16 protein-coding genes are annotated in these 18,169 nt (G+C 55.5%); 14 read left to right on the plus strand and 2 right to left on the minus strand.

Features of this window, described 5'->3' with window-relative positions:
- Positions 1 to 18 precede the first annotated feature (18 nt).
- The 7 genes from ACT3TY_RS02745 to murB are packed head-to-tail and all read left to right on the plus strand — an operon-like array spanning position 19 to position 7,641.
- Positions 19 to 2,301 (plus strand): DNA internalization-related competence protein ComEC/Rec2, encoded by a 2,283-nt coding sequence (locus tag ACT3TY_RS02745; RefSeq protein WP_444627277.1) that lies wholly within the window; start codon positions 19 to 21, stop codon positions 2,299 to 2,301.
- A 56-nt stretch (positions 2,302 to 2,357) separates the two neighbouring features.
- Positions 2,358 to 4,091 carry a lipid A export permease/ATP-binding protein MsbA gene (gene msbA, locus ACT3TY_RS02750; RefSeq protein ID WP_444627278.1) on the plus strand — a complete coding sequence of 578 codons (1,734 nt, stop codon included), beginning with the start codon at positions 2,358 to 2,360 and terminating at the stop codon, positions 4,089 to 4,091.
- Complete coding sequence (gene lpxK, locus ACT3TY_RS02755) at positions 4,091 to 5,116, plus strand: tetraacyldisaccharide 4'-kinase (RefSeq protein ID WP_444627279.1); 1,026 nt, start codon at positions 4,091 to 4,093, stop codon at positions 5,114 to 5,116. Before msbA ends, lpxK begins: the two co-directional genes overlap by 1 nt.
- Before the next feature lie 13 nt (positions 5,117 to 5,129).
- The gene (locus ACT3TY_RS02760; protein ID WP_172116363.1) at positions 5,130 to 5,339 is read left to right on the plus strand and encodes a Trm112 family protein; all 210 of its coding nucleotides are present in this window, start codon (positions 5,130 to 5,132) and stop codon (positions 5,337 to 5,339) included.
- The gene (gene kdsB / locus ACT3TY_RS02765) at positions 5,339 to 6,109 is read left to right on the plus strand and encodes a 3-deoxy-manno-octulosonate cytidylyltransferase (protein ID WP_441677060.1); all 771 of its coding nucleotides are present in this window, start codon (positions 5,339 to 5,341) and stop codon (positions 6,107 to 6,109) included. Before ACT3TY_RS02760 ends, kdsB begins: the two co-directional genes overlap by 1 nt.
- 27 nt (positions 6,110 to 6,136) lie before the next feature.
- On the plus strand, positions 6,137 to 6,607 hold the full coding sequence (locus tag ACT3TY_RS02770) for a low molecular weight protein-tyrosine-phosphatase (RefSeq protein WP_441677061.1): 471 nt from the start codon (positions 6,137 to 6,139) through the stop codon (positions 6,605 to 6,607).
- Positions 6,604 to 7,641, plus strand: a complete 1,038-nt coding sequence (murB, locus tag ACT3TY_RS02775) for a UDP-N-acetylmuramate dehydrogenase (protein ID WP_444627280.1) — start codon at positions 6,604 to 6,606, stop codon at positions 7,639 to 7,641. The genes ACT3TY_RS02770 and murB overlap by 4 nt, the downstream gene beginning before the upstream one ends.
- Before the next feature lie 67 nt (positions 7,642 to 7,708).
- On the opposite strand, the gene rne is transcribed toward murB, so the two are convergent.
- Complete coding sequence (gene rne, locus ACT3TY_RS02780; protein WP_441677063.1) at positions 7,709 to 10,924, minus strand: ribonuclease E; 3,216 nt, start codon at positions 10,922 to 10,924, stop codon at positions 7,709 to 7,711.
- Between the two features lie 673 nt (positions 10,925 to 11,597).
- On the opposite strand from rne, the gene ACT3TY_RS02785 reads away from it, so the two are divergent.
- The 3 genes from ACT3TY_RS02785 (at position 11,598) to sppA (ending at position 14,410) form a co-directional block, all read left to right on the plus strand.
- The gene (locus tag ACT3TY_RS02785) at positions 11,598 to 12,539 is read left to right on the plus strand and encodes an RluA family pseudouridine synthase (RefSeq protein WP_087109302.1); all 942 of its coding nucleotides are present in this window, start codon (positions 11,598 to 11,600) and stop codon (positions 12,537 to 12,539) included.
- A gap of 32 nt (positions 12,540 to 12,571) precedes the next feature.
- On the plus strand, positions 12,572 to 13,222 hold the full coding sequence (locus ACT3TY_RS02790) for an HAD family hydrolase (RefSeq protein WP_172116367.1): 651 nt from the start codon (positions 12,572 to 12,574) through the stop codon (positions 13,220 to 13,222).
- Positions 13,223 to 13,285: 63 nt separating this feature from the next.
- Positions 13,286 to 14,410 carry a signal peptide peptidase SppA gene (sppA, locus tag ACT3TY_RS02795; protein ID WP_444627281.1) on the plus strand — a complete coding sequence of 375 codons (1,125 nt, stop codon included), beginning with the start codon at positions 13,286 to 13,288 and terminating at the stop codon, positions 14,408 to 14,410.
- An 8-nt stretch (positions 14,411 to 14,418) separates the two neighbouring features.
- Here the strand turns inward: sppA and ACT3TY_RS02800 are convergent, their stop codons facing one another.
- Entirely contained in the window at positions 14,419 to 15,018 is a 600-nt protein-coding gene (locus tag ACT3TY_RS02800) for a Maf family protein (RefSeq protein WP_172116369.1), read from the minus strand.
- A gap of 168 nt (positions 15,019 to 15,186) precedes the next feature.
- On the opposite strand from ACT3TY_RS02800, the gene ACT3TY_RS02805 reads away from it, so the two are divergent.
- The 4 genes from ACT3TY_RS02805 (at position 15,187) to fabD (ending at position 18,143) form a co-directional block, all read left to right on the plus strand.
- On the plus strand, positions 15,187 to 15,717 hold the full coding sequence (locus tag ACT3TY_RS02805; protein ID WP_087109293.1) for a YceD family protein: 531 nt from the start codon (positions 15,187 to 15,189) through the stop codon (positions 15,715 to 15,717).
- Between the two features lie 36 nt (positions 15,718 to 15,753).
- A complete protein-coding gene (gene rpmF / locus ACT3TY_RS02810; protein ID WP_087109291.1) occupies positions 15,754 to 15,924 on the plus strand; it encodes a 50S ribosomal protein L32 in 171 nt (56 codons plus the stop codon).
- 43 nt (positions 15,925 to 15,967) lie between these two features.
- Positions 15,968 to 16,987 carry a phosphate acyltransferase PlsX gene (gene plsX, locus ACT3TY_RS02815; RefSeq protein ID WP_444627282.1) on the plus strand — a complete coding sequence of 340 codons (1,020 nt, stop codon included), beginning with the start codon at positions 15,968 to 15,970 and terminating at the stop codon, positions 16,985 to 16,987.
- 196 nt (positions 16,988 to 17,183) lie between these two features.
- Positions 17,184 to 18,143 (plus strand): ACP S-malonyltransferase, encoded by a 960-nt coding sequence (fabD, locus tag ACT3TY_RS02820; protein ID WP_444627283.1) that lies wholly within the window; start codon positions 17,184 to 17,186, stop codon positions 18,141 to 18,143.
- The last annotated feature ends 26 nt before the right edge of the window (positions 18,144 to 18,169 follow it).

Consider the following 18,169-nt stretch of genomic DNA (forward strand, 5'->3'; position numbering starts at 1 on the left):
TAAGCCAAGGAGAGTCGTATGCCGTTTGGCATGGCGATACCGGCAGCGCTAGCGGCACTGTTAGGGGCAGTAATCGCGGGATTAAGCGGTATAACGGGGGCAATGAACCCCTTTGTTGGCGTTAGCTTATTGGGCGTGCTGCTACTGATGGCCTGGTGCGCCAAGGCGGCTTTCTGGCTATTGCTGGGTGGCTGGGTAGTGGTTGGCATTCATCAGGAGTGGGGCAGTCGCTTGCCCGAGGGTCTCAACGGCGAAGATGTCGTTGTGGAAGCAAGGGTGCTGAGCGTAACCCCGTTGGGTGATGCACAGCGGTTACTGTTAGCGGTAAAAACCTGTGAAGGACCTACCCATCACCCCGCTTGCGATACGCTTCACAAGGTCCGTGTAACGGCGTATAACGCGCCGACTTACTATGCGGGAGAGCAGTGGCGAATGACGCTACGTCTGCGCCCGCCTCGCGGATTTGCCAACCCTGGCACGTTTGATTTTGAACAGTGGCTCTGGCGAGAAGGCATTCATGCAACGGGGTATGTACGCCAGGAGCCAGCGCCGACGCAATTGGCCACGGCTGGGTTTTCTGTACGAAAGCTGGCGCTTGATGTGTTGGAGAGACAGCCACTTGGTGAACGAACGCGCCGCTGGCTCGCAGCCTTAACGCTGGGGGAGGGCAGCCAGCTAACCCAAGAGGACTGGTCGCTACTCAATGCCACGGGAACGACGCATCTGGTGGTTATTTCAGGCTTGCATGTGGGACTGGTGGCCGGGTTTGCGCTATTGCTGGCAAAGCTCATCGCACGGCTAACAACGCCTTTGAACTGGCGAATGCGCGTGTGGCCCTGGTGGGTGGCCGCGCTGGTCACCATCGGATATGCCTATCTGGCCGGTATGGAACCGCCCGCCATGCGCGCCATGGTCATGACGCTGGTAGGGCTGTGGGTGCTCAGTGGTCGACACTCCCCAGCCACTTGGCAGGCCTGGTGGCTGGCACTTGCCATTATTCTGCTGCTTGATCCGCTCTCTTTATGGCGCCCCGGGCTCTGGCTATCGTTTGTGGCTGTTGCCTGGTTGATCATTATTTGGCAAGGGCGCACGCGTCCAAAAGGGGTTAAAGGCTGGTGCTGGGCGTTGCTGCGTTCCCAGCTGTTACTGGCCCCGCTAATGGCCGCCGCCGTGCTGATCGCATTTGGACGTATGGCGCCGGGCGCGCCCATTATTAATATAATCGCCGTGCCCTGGGTAAGTTCAATCATGGTGCCGTTGGCGCTGCTGGGCTGGATATTTTCGCCTCTGCCGTGGCTGGGCACGGGCATGTGGTGGTTGTTTGAGCAAGCGCTGTCGGTTTTTTACGTTTTTCTGACCGTTACGTCAGAACGATGGCCGCTGTGGGAACCTGATCATGCGCTAGTGTACCCATTAAGCGGCGCTCTTCTTTTGTTGGCCTTATGCTGGGGGCTGCCAGGCGTGGTGTCCTGGTTGAAAGTGGGGGCTACGTGCCTGGTGGTATCGCTTGCCTGGTGGCTTCCGCTGGAGCAAATACCTAAAGGCACGTTGCGTGTAACGGTGCATGATGTGGGCCAAGGTCAGCTTATCGAGCTCCGCAGCCAGCAGTACCGGCTTTTATACGATACTGGGCCACGTTTTCAGGCAGGCTTTATGCCTCTGCAAACATTGTGGTCGCCAGGCCAGCGTTTTGATGAGGTGATTGTTAGCCATGCCGACAGTGACCATGCAGGCGGTATAGGCGCGCTACTGGAGAGCCATGCAGTCACGCACTGGCGTGCACCTCTAGGTGAAGCTCTACCGGTAACAGCCACCCCATGCGAACGTGGCCAGCAGTGGCAGCGCGATGGAATCACGTATCGGTTTTTATGGCCGCCTGCCGGGCCCAATGATTACTCGGCCAATGACCGCTCCTGTGTGCTGGAAGTCAGCGCGGGAGAGCATCAGTTATTAATTACCGGAGATGTCAGCCGTGATATAGAGCGGCGTTTTCTAAAAGATATTGATGTGCCGCTCAGCGTATTGGTCGCCGGACATCACGGTAGCCGCACGAGCTCAGGTGTTCAGTTTGTCCAGCATACGACGCCTTTGCATGTGATCTTTAGTGCAGGTCGCAATAATGCTTTCCAGCATCCGGTCGATGATGTGGTACGCCGCTTCCGAGCGTATAAGAGCTGCCTGTGGAGTACCGGGCACGATGGGGCACTGCGGTTTTGGCTTCAAAAAGATCATCCTGTGTCTATTACACCAATGCGTTGGCCATCCGGTAGTGTTCAACATGGTGGCGTTAAGCGGTGTTGATGCGCCTCGCCATAAGGTAGAATCCAGCGCATTGCACACTATTGCCAGGAGCGCGTGTGACCGATTCAAGTTGGGTTATTTATAAACGGCTACTTAGCTACGTAAAACCACACTGGCAAGCATTTGGCTTGGCCGCTGTTGGGTTTGTGGTATATGCCGCATCAAGTACGGCACTTGCTGAGATGATGAAGCGGTTAATCGACGGTATCCAAAATCCCGATGCTGCTTTTCGGCTGTTTCTTCCGCTGTTTGTTATTTTGATGTTTGCTTCGCGTGGTGTAGGCACTTTTCTAAGTACCTACTATATGGCGTATGTAGGACGCTATGTGATCCACACGCTGCGCTGCGACGTTTTTGCCCACATGCTGCATCTGCCTGGACGGTTTTTTGACCAGCACTCAAGCGGTCACCTTGTTTCGCGCGTGACCTACCATGTAGAGCAAGTGGCGGGCGCTGCAACGAACGCTGTCACCGTTATTTTGCGTGAAGGCCTGTTTGTTGTGGGATTGGTGGGTTATTTGTTCTGGACGAACTGGATGCTAACCCTACTGTTTTTAGGGGTTACCCCCATTATTGGCGTGGTGGTGAGCTATGTCAGTAAGCGCTTTCGGCGTATTTCAAAACGCATACAAAGCTCGATGGGTGATGTCACTCATGTCGCTTCCGAAGGCTTGTCAGGCTACCGCGTTGTGCGCACCTACGGCGCTGAGGATTATGAAAAGCAACGGTTTGCACGGGTAAGCGAAGAGAACCGTAAACAGAGTATGAAAGAGGCAATGACGCGGGCGATAAGCTCCCCGGTTATTCTTATGCTGGTAGCGATATCCATGGCGCTGCTGGTGTGGCTGGCCATGGCGCCGGCGATAATGGCCAATATGACGCCAGGTGAGTTTGTTGCGTTTATTACCGCAGCGGCCTTGATGATCAAGCCGGTACGCCAGCTCACCGAAATTAATAGTGAAATTCAAAAAGGACTTGCCGCCGCTTCAGAGCTCTTTGGGTTGATGGATACAGCACCGGAACAAGACACCGGCCAGCGTGTGCCCAAGCGTCTAACGGGCGAGATGATGCTCGAAAATGTTGGTTTTCGCTATGCCGACGACCAGCCAAGCGTGCTGCATGACATCAATTTGCACGTCTCGCCTGGTGAGATGGTGGCGATTGTGGGTCGTTCAGGCAGCGGAAAATCAACCCTCGTTAGCCTATTGCCACGCTTTTATCGTCTTAATGAAGGGCGCATCTTAATCGATGGTGTGGATATCAATGAGTATGCGTTAGGTCCATTGCGTCAGCAGATTGGCTTGGTCACACAGCAAGTGACGCTCTTTAACGCCACGGTGGCCGATAATATTGCTTATGGCACGGCGAACCCTGATCGTCAGGCAGTTGAAGCTGCTGCCAAGGCGGCGTATGCCAGCGAATTTATCGATAAGCTGCCACAAGGTTATGAAACGGTGGTGGGTGAAAACGGGGTCATGCTATCGGGTGGGCAACGCCAGCGTCTGGCGATCGCCCGGGCGATTTTCAAAGATAGCCCGATATTGATTTTGGACGAGGCAACCTCCGCTCTGGATACCGAGTCTGAACGTTACATCCAAAAAGCGCTGGAGCACGTCTGCCAGGGACGCACGACACTCGTCATTGCCCATCGTCTGTCCACGATTGAGCGTGCAGATCGAATCCTGGTGATGGACCAGGGGCGTATTATTGAGCAAGGAGCGCACCAGGAGCTTCTGGACAAAGGTGGTGCCTACTCTGCGCTGTATCAACTTCAGTTTCAGGAAGCATAATGACGCTGGCGCAGCGCTGGCTTGAAGCGGGCTATCACAATAGCCCATGGCTATTGCCGCTAAGGCCATTGGGCGCGCTTTATAACTATGCCATGGCGCGTCGTGAAGCCGCGTACGTGAGTGGCCAAAAGGCCACATGGCGTGCGCCAGTGCCGGTCATCGTGGTGGGTAATATCACCCTGGGTGGAACCGGGAAATCGCCATTAGTGGCCTGGTTAAGCCGCTGGTTGGTCGCACAAGGTTGGACGCCGGGTATTGTCACGCGTGGTTATGGCGGTAAAGCCGAGCACTACCCGCTCCAGGTAACGCCATCGACGGATCCCGCGCAAAGCGGTGACGAGCCGGTTATGTTGGCTCAGCAAACCTTGTTACCCGTGGTAGCAGACCCCAAGCGTGCGCGTGGCGCTCAAGCGTTGGTCGATCTCGGTTGCGATATTATTTTGAGTGACGACGGGCTGCAGCATCTGGCGCTTGAGCGAGACATTGAGATCGTGGTGATTGATGGGGCGCGAGGGTTGGGTAATCGTCGCTGCCTGCCTGCAGGGCCACTGCGTGAGTCGCCCGAACGTTTAGCGCGTGTAGATGCGGTGGTTGTTAATGGTGAAATAGTGAATGGTGAAATAGCGAAGGGAGACATGCGCCAATCACTTTCGGTGAGCGCCACTTCCATGCAGCTAATGCCGATAAGTTGGCGGCGCCTAAATGATGGCAAGCGCTTTCCGCTGACACCGCTACCTTTTAGCGAGCCGGTGTTTGGCGTGGCCGGTATCGGACACCCCGCGCGCTTTTTTACTACATTGCGTGATTTAGGCGTAAACGGTGAGATGCTGGCGTTGGCAGACCATCAGCGTTTTAGTGCGGATATATTTGCTCCGGCGAAACAGCGGCCCGTGGTCATGACCGCCAAAGATGCGGTGAAATGCATGGGAATTGCGCCACCCAATAGCTGGATATTAGAAGTGGAGGCAACGCTTCCATTAGAATTTGAACATTGGCTGGCAGCCAGGCTGTCAGCCCTGTCCTGAAGGGGATGCATAAATGGATAAGGAACTGCTGGCAATGCTGGTTTGCCCGTTATGTAACGGCAAGCTTAAATACGACCGCGAAGCGCAGGAACTGGTTTGTCTTTATGACGGTCTAGCGTATCCGATACAAGAAGGTATCCCGGTTATGCTGCCTGAGGAAGCCCGGGTAATGGACGCTGACGAAAAGCTCCCAACCTCACCAGGTCGCACGGGAGACCTGTAATGACGTTTCCTGCATTTATAGCCGTTGTGCCTGCCCGCTATGGTTCAACCCGGTTGCCAGGCAAGCCTCTGCTGGATATTGCTGGTGAGCCTATGGTCGCCCATGTATGGCGGCGTGCCTGTCAAAGCCAGGCCGCTCGTGTGGTTGTTGCGACCGATGATGAACGTATCCGTGATGCGATGCTGCCGTATGGGGCTGAGGTCGTCATGACGCGCGATGATCACGCCTCGGGGACGGATCGGCTTGCCGAAGTCGCCCAGATCCTTTCTTTGGGTGAAGACGAGCTAGTGGTGAATGTGCAGGGTGACGAGCCGCTCATTCCGCCCGCGTTAATCGACCAGGTGGCACTGCGCTTGGCCGATGACGCAGAAGCCTCCATTGCGACGTTGGCTGAGCCGATTAACGATGTAGCATCACTCTTTAATCCCAACGTGGTCAAAGTAGTGCGCTCATTGCAGGGGCGGGCGCTGTATTTCTCACGTGCGCCCATCCCCTGGGATCGTGAGCAGTTCAAGCAGCAGCCTGCACTGCTTGAAACGGATGCATGGCTGCGCCATATCGGGATTTATGCCTACCGCGCGAGCTTTCTAGCCGCCTATCGGGACTGGCCAGCCTCGATGCTGGAGCAGTTAGAGCAGCTTGAACAGCTGCGTGCTTTGCAGCATGGCCATTTAATTCAGGTGGCATTGGCGTGCGAGGTTAACCCGGCAGGTGTCGACACGGCGGAAGATTTAGCTCGTGTTCGCGCGCTGTTAGCGCCATCTGGTTAATACTTTTCAACGTACAGGGAGCGCGTTGTGACGCGGGTACTTTTTGTCTGTTTAGGAAATATTTGTCGCTCGCCCACTGCCGAGGGCATTTTTCGACGTGCGCTGGAAAACGCAGGTATGAGTGAATGTGTCAGTATTGACTCTTGCGGAGTAGGTGCTTGGCACATCGGGAAAGCACCCGATTCGCGCGCTCAATCAGCAGCCAAGCGGCGAGGTATTGACCTGAGCCAGCTATGTGCCCGGCAGTTGACCGCAGAAGATTTTCTGGCATTCGATTATGTACTGGGCATGGATAACGGCAATCTGCGGGCAATGCATGCCTTGAAACCTGCCGAAAGCAACGCTTATGTCGGGCTTTTTCTGGAGTTCTCTGGAACGCCGGGAGCAGAGGTTCCAGACCCTTACTATGGCGGTGAGCAGGGATTTGAAGACGTGCTTGATATGATCGAAACGGCGTCACAGGGGTTAATCCAGCACCTGAAAAGTGACCGCGTGTGACAGCTTCAGCCCTTAAAAACTCGGCTTGTCTCATTAACGAACGCGTGGATCTGTCATCGTCCAATACGTTACGTTTGCCCTGCGTGGCTGATTATTACGCTGAACCCACCACGCTAGGTGCCTTACGCGCGACGCTTGCTATCGCCCATCATCAGCGCTGGCCGGTAACGCTTTTGGGCGGAGGGAGCAACGTGCTTTTGCCGCCGCACTTAACAGGGATTGCGATACGCCCGGCACTACGGCAGTGGTGGCTGACCTCGGCGGGTAATAATGTGCTGGCGCATGCGGGGGCTGGTGTTAACTGGCATACGCTGGTGCTTAATATGGCGGCCCGAGGGCTCTGGGGAATTGAAAACCTGGCGCTGATTCCGGGTGATTGTGGCGCAGCCCCCGTGCAAAACATCGGCGCCTATGGCGTTGAGCTTACCGATAGCCTTCAGGCCGTGCAGGTCATGGAGATTGCGACAGGAAGCACGCGTTGGCTTGAGAATGCCGAGTGTGCGTTTGGCTACCGCGATAGCCTTTTCAAGGGTGCGCTGTGTGATCGTGTCGTGATTACTCGGCTGGTATTGCGGCTTTCCAGGCAGCCCGCACCGAAGGTTCACTATGGCGATCTTGCCTCGCGCTTGCCGAATGCGCCCACCCCGTTGGATGTTGCAGAGGCAGTGGCAGCTATTCGTCAGGAAAAATTGCCAGACCCGGGGCAGCTTGCCAATGCAGGCAGTTTTTTCAAGAATCCCATTGTTTCAGATCAGCAAGGGCAGACGCTATTGGCCCGCTATCCTGACATGCCACATTTCCCTTTAGGCGAAGGAAAGACCAAATTGGCGGCCGGTTGGTTGATTGATCAGTGCTGTCTTAAAGGTGTATGTGAGGGCGAATTTGGCGTGCATGACCGCCAGGCGTTAGTGTTGGTTCATTTTGGCGGCGGTGACCGTAAGGGATTGCTGCGCTTTGCAGGCAAGATTATCGACCGTGTGCATGCTCGTTTTAACGTACGGCTGGAGCCAGAGCCACGCTTGGTTCAAGGTTGATAAATACATGAGCACTAACGCATAAAAAAACCCCGCCAGGCGGGGTTTTTTTTACGCAGTCAGCAAATTACTCTTTGCTGGCTTCTTGTGCCTGCTTGCGCAGCTCACGAGGGTCGTTATGCGCACGGGTGCGGCGACGACGCGGCTTGGGTGCTTCTTCAGCCACTTCTTCGGCGACAGGTGCGTCTACCGGTTTAGCGGCGTGTGGCGCAACGTCAACGTTAGTGGCGTCAGGCTGCACATCTTCCTGGGCAAGCGATTTGTCGGCAGGTACGTTATCCGCAGGTGTGCTGCTTTCTACAGGTTCCTGAACAGGTGTAGCGTCTGCCAACGCATTGACCGGTGCCAACTGTTGGGGGTCATCGGCTACGCCGCTTTCGGCCAATTCAGTGGGCGATGGCGCGAGCGTAGTATCGACGTCGCTACTTGCGTCGCTTTCGAGCTTTTCATCGGTCTGCTGCGGAAGAGATATGACATCGTCACTCTTCGCTTCATCTGCCGTTTTCGGCTCATCTTCCGAGACCGGTGCGCTTTCAGGCTCGGCAGCTGCGGGCGTCTCTTGCTGGGCCGGTGCTGTTGCTTCAGCTGACGCATCGTTATGCTCGGCGACTTTCGGAGAGGGTTGTTCCGCTTTAAGTGTTTCGGCGGGTTCAACTGCCGCTACCGGAGTCGTTTCGTCAGCAGCGCTAACGCCGGTATTTTCCGCGTCTTGAGGCTTGGCACTTTCCTGAGCTGCTGCTTGAGATGGTGCTTGAGAAAGTTCCTGAACGGTTTCCTGAGTGTTTTCCTCAGCGGTCGCTTGATGCGATTGGCTGTCAGCGTGATTGCTATCTGCAATGCTGCTGGCAGGCGAAGCTTCGGCTTGTGTTTCAGGCAACTGCGCAGAGGCTTCAGAAAGGCTTTCGTGAGCGACTTCCTGTTTCGGCGCTGCAGCTTCGGGCGTTTCCGTCGCTGGGGCTGTAGCGTCTGCGTGCGTTGCCTCTTCGGCTGCCTGGGCCTGCAGCTTTAACTGCTCGGCTTCCGCCTGAGGGCTGACTGCCTGCTTGCGTGAACGGTTGCGCGGGTTGTTGCGTGTACGCTTCGGTTTGCCATCATCCTGGGGAGTCGGCTGTTCTGCGTTGTTTTGCGCAGCTTCTTTTGCCGGTTTATTGTCGCGTTGAGCCTCTCGACGCGACTCTTTTTGAGGCGCTTTCTTCGATGTATCCAGACTTTCGTCTTTTGCGGGAGAGGTCTCTTTCTGATTCTGGCGGCTGTTTTTGCTGCCACTCTCCTGCGTTTTAGTATCGTCCTGCTGCTGGTTCCGGCGACGATTGCGAGTGCGAGAAGGGCCGCTGCGCTTATCGTTGGCTTCTTCGCTGGCATCGACATTGGCATTTCGCGACGGGGTCTGCCGCTGATCTGCCTTGCTGTTTTCGGTGCGCTCGCTACGGGCAGGACGCTGTTTCGTCTCACTGCCTAATGGGGCCGGTTTCTGTTGGCTGCGCTCGGCTTGTTTACGTGGCGTAGGCGCTTCTGGCTTGCTAACAGGGGCTTCGGCTGGGCTGTTGTCATCGCTGCCCAGTAGCTTTGCAAACCCGCGGATAAAGCGCCCAATAACGCTGGGTTGCTCATCGTTGGTAGCAGGTACGGTGGCCTTGGCTGCTGCTGGCTCGTCCGTCTGTAGTGAGGCGGGGGCGGGGGCATTATGAGCAATGCTCTTAACTGCCGCTTCAGCGCGCTGTGTGGGCGGCGCGAAGTTGGGGTTGGGCTCTTTGCCTACTTCGGTATCGGTAGATAGCTCGAAGCTTGACAGTGTTTGAGTGTCATCTTCATCTAAATGGTCATCGCGTAAACGCTGCACGTCATAATGAGGCGTATGCATTTCCGGATTGGGTAGCAGTACAACGCGTACCTCTTGGCGTGACTCAATATCGGCCAGTACGCTACGTTTTTCATTGAGCAGGTAGGTAGCAACAGGTACGGGCAGAATCGCACGAATTTGTGCGCTACGCTCTTTCATGGCCTCTTCTTCGATAAGGCGCATGATCGAGAGTGAGAGCGAACGGACATCGCGGATGGTGCCCTGACCATTACAGCGCGGGCAGACCACACCGCTGGTTTCGCCCAGTGAAGGGCGCAGGCGCTGGCGAGACATCTCCATCAAGCCAAAGCGTGAAATGCGCCCAATCTGTACCCGTGCGCGGTCAAGCTTCAAAGCGTCGCGCATGCGGTTTTCGACTTCGCGCTGATTGCGTGCCGGGCCCATGTCGATAAAGTCAATCACCACCAGGCCGCCAATGTCCCGAAGGCGCAGCTGGCGGGCGATTTCATCGGCCGCTTCAGAATTGGTCTGAAGGGCGGTTTCTTCAATATCGCTGCCGCGGGTCGCTCGGGCGGAGTTGATGTCGATTGAAACCAGTGCTTCGGTATGGTCGATAACGATCGAGCCGCCAGACGGGAGTTTTACCTCGCGCTGATAGGCTGTTTCGATCTGTGACTCAATTTGAAAGCGCGAGAAGAGCGGCACTTCATCCGCATAGAGTTTGATTTTTTGCTGATATGACGGCATTACCTGACGGATAAAGCCTAGTGCTTCAGCATGAATCTCAGGGCTGTCAATGAGCACTTCGCCGATATCCTGGCGCAGGTAATCCCGCATGGCCCGGATAATAACGTTGGATTCGCGGTAAATCAGGAACGGAGCAGGGCGCTTGGCGGCCTCTGTGGTGATTGATTCCCACACCTGGGCCAGATAATCCAGGTCCCACTGAAGCTCTTCGGGATTACGGCCAATGCCCGCCGTGCGCACGATGAGACCCATCTTGTCAGGTACGGTGAGCTGACCCATGGCGTCTTTTAGCTGGCTGCGCTCTTCGCCCTCAATGCGGCGAGAAATACCGCCTGCACGAGGGTTGTTGGGCATAAGCACCAAAAAGCGACCTGCCAGGCTAATAAAGGTCGTTAAGGCTGCGCCTTTGTTGCCGCGCTCTTCCTTGTCCACCTGCACGATAACTTCCTGGCCCTCTTTCAGTACCTCTTTAATACTGGGGCGGCCAGATACGTCTTTAAGAAAGTATTCGCGGGAGATCTCCTTGAGCGGTAGAAAACCATGGCGCTCTGCACCAAAGTCAACGAAGGCCGCTTCAAGGGAGGGTTCCACGCGGGTAATTTTGCCGCGGTAAATATTGGCTTTTTTCTGCTCTCGTGCACCTGATTCAATATCCAAATCGTACAGGCGTTGTCCATCAACCAGCGCGACCCGAAGCTCTTCGGGTTGGGTCGCATTGATAAGCATCCGTTTCATGTTGTCTCGCATAGCGTTGCGCGCCGACGGACCGTCTAAGGAGTGACGTAGACGAATCGGTGGGTGCTGCGTGCTTGTGCTCGGCGCATGGTTATGCTGACGCGGCAAGCCAGGAAGGTTTTAACCGACCCGGCTGACAGGTTGAGTACGTGGCGGAGGCAGGACGTGTTTCGGTGGCTGTCACGTCCATCCGGCCCTGCTGACACCGCCTACACCTAGCATTCATCGATTCGTCAACGCCGGCCGTCGGCACAGCGTTGAACTTGTCGCCCAGAAGTGACCAGCGCCTTGTGACGAAAAGACGGGGCAGTTCTGGGCGTGGCGTTTTATTCAGCATTCGCTTGCCGTTTTGGGCTAAGCGTTAGCAAATCTGTCGACATCATACGGGCGACAGAGTGACTGCATTTTAATACGTTAAGATTCGGGCAATGCGTACACTGGCGCCGCTTCTTGTGCTCAGGCCTGCGTGTTAGTCGGGCAGGCGCTTTTAGCTAAACGTGGTAGTAGCACTTGTGAAAACTGTAATACTCGACAAGCTGCCCACGCTTAGTAGTGAACGATTTGGAATATAACAGTAAAGACAACTACCAGCAATTGACGCAATGCCCTTGGGTCTACGTTAGAATGCCGTTTTTAGCCTGGCATCATAGAGACACAGCAGGAGTGCGCGGCAATGGCCGAAGGGCGTGAAGTACAGTGGGTGGATATCGCCCCTGAACAGGCAGGTCAAAGAATTGACAATTTTTTGATGACTCGCCTGAAAGGTGCTCCTAGAGCATTGATATACCGCATCGTGCGTAAAGGTGAAGTGCGGGTTAATAAAAAGCGCGTCAAGGTGGACTACCGTCTCCAGGCGGGTGACCTGGTCCGGGTGCCGCCATTACGTTTGGCGCCGCGTGAGGCGGTGAAGGAAGTCAGCGATAATTTGCGTGACGTGTTAGTAGGTAGCGTCATTATGGAAGGCCCTGACTGGATGGTGCTTAATAAGCCTTCTGGCTTGGCGGTGCATGGGGGGAGCGGGGTTAAAATCGGGTTGATTGAAGCACTGCGTCAGGTGCGGGATGATTTGAGCTTTTTGGAGCTTGTTCATCGGCTTGATCGCGATACCTCTGGCTGCTTGTTGCTGGCAAAGTCTCGTGATGCCTTGGTGACACTTAACGAGTCGTTAAAAAAACATGGCATGGACAAGCGTTATCTGGCGCTTGTGAGCGGTCGCTGGCCTGCACGTAAAACCTATGAAAGTGCGCGTCTTGACCGATTCGACGCAGGCAACGGTGAGCGTAGAGTGCGGGTAGATCCAAACGGCAAGGTATCGCGCACCCATTTTGCGGTTGTTGAAACCTTTGAGAAAGCCACGCTGATTGAAGCCGAGCCGGTGACCGGGCGAACACATCAAATTCGCGTTCATGCGACTCATGCGGGGCATGCGCTGCTTGGGGATGATAAGTACTCGACACGTGAAAGTGCGCACTTGACGAAACAGCTAGGCGTTAGTCGTCTGTTTCTGCATGCCCGCTCGCTAACGTTTCCGGAACCTACCAACGGCCGCCCAGTGACCGTTAAGGCGCCGTTGCCAGAAGTTCTGGAAGACGTGCTCAAGCGTGCTCGGCAATAAATGTACGGGCAGTGAAGTAATAAGGGGCGGTAATGCGTTACGAGCTGATTATTTTTGATTGGGACGGCACCCTGATGGATTCGGTGTCGAAAATTGTTGCCTGTATGCAGGCAGCGGCCCAGGAGGCTGAGTGGGGCGAGCTGGACGTCGCGGCCATTAGAGATATTATCGGCCTGGGGCTCCCTGAAGCCATCGCCACGCTGTGTCCGGGCATCGGTCCTGCTCAGGCTGAACGCTTGCGTCAGCGCTATGCACATCAGTTTGTGCATGGAAACACAACGCCCATGCCGTTTTTTAATGGGGTCGAGGCGCACGTAGCGCGACTTCGCGAGCGCGAACAGCAGCGTTTGGCCGTTGCCACGGGTAAAAGCCGCCGTGGCCTTGATCGGGTTTTCACTGAAACGGGAAGTGGGGGCTGGTTTCATGCTAGTCGCACTGCAGATGAAACACGTTCAAAGCCACACCCACAAATGCTGAATGAGTTGCTTCTAGAACTTGACGTTCCCGTGGAGCGTGCAGTGATGGTAGGCGATACGGAATATGACCTGGAAATGGCGCGGGCCATCGGCATGGATCGTGTGGCAGTAACGTACGGTGTTCATACGCCAGCGCGGCTAGCGGCAAGCCAGCCCAAGTGGGTCGCTCATAACGTTGAAGATCTTTTTGGCTGGCTGCATGGATAGAGGATGCGACGTTGGGTGGATGGTCCATCATCTGGCGTCCCTAAACTCAAAAAAGGATGCTATATGAGTGATGATTGGCGCCGCAGTGATGCCAGCGGATACCAACAGCCTGAGGACAACCCTACGCCTGATCGTTCAAGTCAGGATCGCTGGACGCAGGGTCCTGACGTGGCGGCTTATAAAGATGAGGCTGCTGCGGTGGGGGCGGCAGGCGATGATGCTGAAACGCTGCGTGAGCGGCAGCGCTTGGCCCAGGTTGAAATGATGGATCGCTGGATTGGCGGCGTGTTAACGGAGCAGCGTCGTACACGGCGTTGGAAGTTGTTTTTCCGTTTTATGACGCTCTTTTTGGTACTGGCGTTCGTCGCGACTGTTGTATATAACGCTTTTTGGGCCGCAACGGGCGATGCGTCTACCCTGCAGCGTCACTTGGGCATCGTAGACGTTAATGGTGTTATTGCCAGTGATGCTCCAGCGAATGCCGAGCGTATCATTCAGGGATTAAATCGCGCCTGGGAATCAGATAATACCGAAGCCGTTGTGCTGCATATTGATAGCCCTGGTGGCAGCCCGGTTCAATCGCAGCGTATTTATGCGGAAATCATGCGCCTGCGCGAACAGGGTGATAAGCCGATTCTGGCGGTTATCGAGGATATCGGTGCGAGTGGGGCGTATTATATCGCCTCGGCAGCCGATGAAATCATTGCTTCACCGGCAAGCCTGGTGGGCTCGATTGGGGTTATTTATGCAGGGTTTGGCTTTCAGGATGCGATCAGCCAGATAGGCGTGGAGCGCCGTGTGTTAACGGCGGGCGAGAACAAGGCATTTTTGGACCCGTTTCAGCCGCTTGATGAAGAGGCGCAGGCATTCTGGCAGAGTGTGTTGACGCAAACACATCAGCAATTTATGAATGACGTTCGTGCTGGGCGAGGCGATCGGCTAAGCGACCAGCCTGATATATTCTCTGGGCTTATCTGGAGTGGCGAGCAGGCGCTTGAGCTTGGCCTGGTGGACCAACTGGCAAGCCTTGAAGAAGTGGCGCGCGATCAGGTGGGGGAGGCGAGTTGGGAAGATTATACGCCGCGCCTTGACCCGTTCGATCGGTTGACGCGACGCTTTTCCCAAGTGGCGGCGGAGGTGCTTGGCCTTAAAGCGGCTCACTCGCCGCTACGCTATCAGGCACAATAAGCTCGAGCTTAACCGTCAAGTGGGTCCATGCCCACTTGGCGTAGCATATTACACAGCGCAATAAGCGGAAGCCCAATCAGGGCGTTCGGATCACGCCCTTCTAGCGCCTCAAATAGCGTGATGCCCAGTCCTTCCATTCGAAAGCTGCCAGCGCTGTCCAGTGGCTGCTCAAGGGTGACGTAGCGCTCAATTTCGCGTGTGGTCAGCTGCCGAAAGATAACGTCGAAAGGCTCTATGTGGGTGTAGTGGCGTTGCCTTTGGGTATCAAGCAGCGCTAACCCGGTTAAAAAAGTAACGCGCTGACCTGAAAAACGCGCCAGGTTGGCGCAGGCGCGTTCCTGGGTGTGAGGCTTGCCCAGTATGTCGCCTTCAAAGAGTGCTACCTGGTCTGAGCCGATGATGTAGTGATTGGGGAAGTGGGGCGCCACGGCGTTGGCTTTGCTGAGCGCTAAACGATGTACAAGTGCCCTGGGGGACTCATTGGCACGAGGTGTTTCGTCAATATCAGGCGAATAGCACTGATAGGGAAGCTGTAAGCGTTCCAACAGCTCTCGTCGCCAGCGCGAGCTTGAGCCCAGCACCAGCGATGCGTTTTGAGTAAGCGGCACGCCATTTCTCCTAAGCGATTTGGAATAAAAGGGGAGTGTAGCGAAAGCCAGCGGGCGTGCCTAATTTGCGGGTGTGGGCGATAAGTCATGGGGAAATGTGCGATAAACCATGAAGAATTGAGTTGAAGCTTTGACACCAGCGGGGGGAGTGCCTATCATTGCGCGCCTATGTTGACCTCACAACTCCCCAGCCGGGTTGAGCCTTATAAGCTTGCAGCCCGCCGCGAACGACTAGAAGGCGTAGTGGCACTGAATTCGTTGCCACGGCTTGCCGAAGAGGCAGGTGACCAAACGGGCGACTGTCATGTTGTCCTTGAGTTTGGTGTGGATGCCCAAGGTCGTCGTGAAATTCGTGGCCATTTGCAAGCGACACTGGCATTGCCATGTCGTCGTTGCCTGGTGCCGCTGAGCCAAGACGTGTCCAGTGACTTCCTGCTTGGAATGATCAGTGACGAGGCCTTGGCCGCCGAGCTGCCTGCCAGTCATGAACCGGTGCTGGTGGAAAAAGAACAGCTGGATCTACTAACGGTAGTGGAGGATGAACTTATCCTCAGTCTGCCGCAGGTGGTCTATCACGATGAGACCGAATGCCATGTCTCGGCGGAGCAGCTGGTCAGCAAGACAGACGGCACGTCAGAAGAAGCGACGCCGGCCACGAACCCTTTCGCAGTGCTTAATGCCTTAAAGGGCAAAAAGTAAGCGTTATTTACCCTACACACCCTGGAGTAAACACCCATGGCAGTTCAAAAGAACCGTAAGACTCGTTCCAAGCGCGGTATGCGTCGTAGTCACGACGCGCTGAGCGCGCCGACGCTGTCTCAGGACAAAGAAACCGGTACGACGCACCTGCGTCACCATGTCGCTGCAGATGGTTTCTACCGTGGTCGCAAGGTGGTTGAGGTATAAGCCTTAACTATCTTGTTAAGCGGCCAAATAGAGTGGGTGCTGCATGCGCCTAGCGATTGATGTGATGGGAGGCGATCAAGGCTCCCATGCGGTTGTCGAAGGCTCTGCAAGAGCAGTGATTGAACATCCTGGTCTTGAATTGACTCTGTTTGGTCCGCGTCAGCATATTATTGCTGAGCTTTCACGCTTGCCGCAGCCTCTGGCTGCGGCAGCGTCACGTTTAGCGGTTAGTGATGCCCCTTTAAGCATCTCTCAGGCCTCCAGTGCTGCCTGGGCGCTTCGTCATGGCCAGGCAAGCAGTATGGCGTGTATGTTGCGGAGTCTTCGGCTGGGCGAGTCAGTCGCTGGCGTAAGTGCGGGCAATACGGCTGCGTTGGTCGCGCTTGCTCGTCGTGAGCTGGGAACGCTTAAAGGTATTTCACGGCCTGCCATTAGTACTGCGATTCCGGCCCGTTATGGCCGCCGCTGCTATTTACTGGATTTGGGTGCGAACGTGGATTCGCCCGCGCACCGGTTGGTTGATTTTGCCGTCATGGGTGCTGCCATGGCGCAGTGCGTTGATAATGTAAGCCTGCCCCGTGTCGCGCTGCTTAATGTGGGGGCGGAAGCTACCAAGGGGAGTGCGAATGTGCGCGAAGCAGACCGGCTTCTGCGCGAATATCCTGATGCGTCCGCCTTTGCCTATCAGGGGTATGCCGAAGGTGGTGATCTTTTTGAAGGCAAGCTTGATGTGGTGGTGTGTGATGGCTTTGTCGGGAATGCCGTACTCAAAGCAAGCGAAGGTTTGACTCGTATGCTGGTTGAGCGTGTCCAGATGGCGTTTGAATCGCGCCTAAGCGGTCGTTTGGCAAGCCTACTGGCCAAGCCTGTGTTGCGCTATCTAAAGCAAGAATTAAACCCTGTGCGCTACAATGGAGCAAGCCTGCTTGGTTTGAAGGGCATCGTGGTGAAAAGCCATGGTGGTACCCAAGCAGAGGGTTTTTATTATGCGATCCAGCGTGCTGTACATGAGGTGGAGCATAATCTACCCGCGCGTATGGCAGGGCGTTGGGAGCGCCGTTAATACCATTTTCAGTTATTAAGGAAGGCGCTTATGTGTACGCCATGGTGTAGGTTATGGGCGCAGAGTGCTACTAGGTAAAGTGCTCGATAATAAAAGGTTAGAACTTATTTTGCGGGCTATGGGTGACAGCAGGATGTAGCCATAGCCACGCTTATCGCTCAAATGAGCAAATGCCTAAAGAGCAAAGGTGAACGACATGTCTCAACCCCTTGCCCTCATTTTTCCCGGGCAAGGCTCTCAGCAGCTTGGAATGCTGCGTGAGCTAGCCGAACGCTATAGTGTAGTGGGAACAACATTTGAGGAAGCTTCGGATGCACTTGGTTACGACTTGTGGAAAGTCGTCCAGGAAGGCCCCGAGGCCGCGCTAAACGCGACCGCTTGCACGCAGCCTGCGCTGCTTTCTGCTAGTGTTGCAATTTGGCGGGTGTGGCAGGAGCTTGAAGGGCCTCGGCCTACTGTCATGGCCGGGCACAGCCTGGGTGAATATAGCGCCATGGTGTGTGCGGGTGTGATGAGTTTTGCTGAAGGCGTTCAGCTGGTTCGCCTTCGCGGCGAAGCCATGCAGGACGCTGTACCGGTCGGTGAGGGCGGTATGGCGGCTATTCTCGGCTTGGAAGATAGTGCGGTTGAAGCCGCTTGCGCCAGTGCTGCGCAGGGGGATATTGTTTCGGCCGTTAATTATAATTCGCCGGGCCAGGTCGTAATTGCCGGAAGTGCCGCTGCGGTTGAGCGGGCGATTGTGGCGTGTCAGGAGGCGGGTGCCAAGCGTGCAATGGCGCTGCCGGTTTCGGTGCCTTCGCATTGTGAACTGATGCGTCCAGCTGCCGAGCGTTTGGCCGCCGCTATGGAAAGTGTCGAATTTCGAGCGCCACGTTACACGGTTATTCAAAACGTAGATGCGCAGGCGCATGCCGACATTGATACGCTGCGTACGCGGTTGATCGAGCAGCTTTATCAGCCGGTGCGTTGGGCGGCATGCGTTGAAGCCATGGCTGCTCAGTCTGTTAATGTGTTTATTGAGTGTGGCCCAGGTAAAGTGCTGACAGGGCTTAACAAGCGTATTGTCCGTGGCGCTAAAGGGTTGGCAGTTAATGATCCTGATAGCCTGGATGTGGCGCTTGAACTGGCACGTGAAGCGCAGGCTAGTGACGCCTAGTTCGCTGAAATTTCGCTATCCTTGCT

This window comes from Halomonas sp. AOP22-C1-8, from assembly GCF_052378905.1.
In the GTDB taxonomy this organism is placed as follows: Bacteria; Pseudomonadota; Gammaproteobacteria; order Pseudomonadales; family Halomonadaceae; genus Vreelandella; species Vreelandella citrativorans.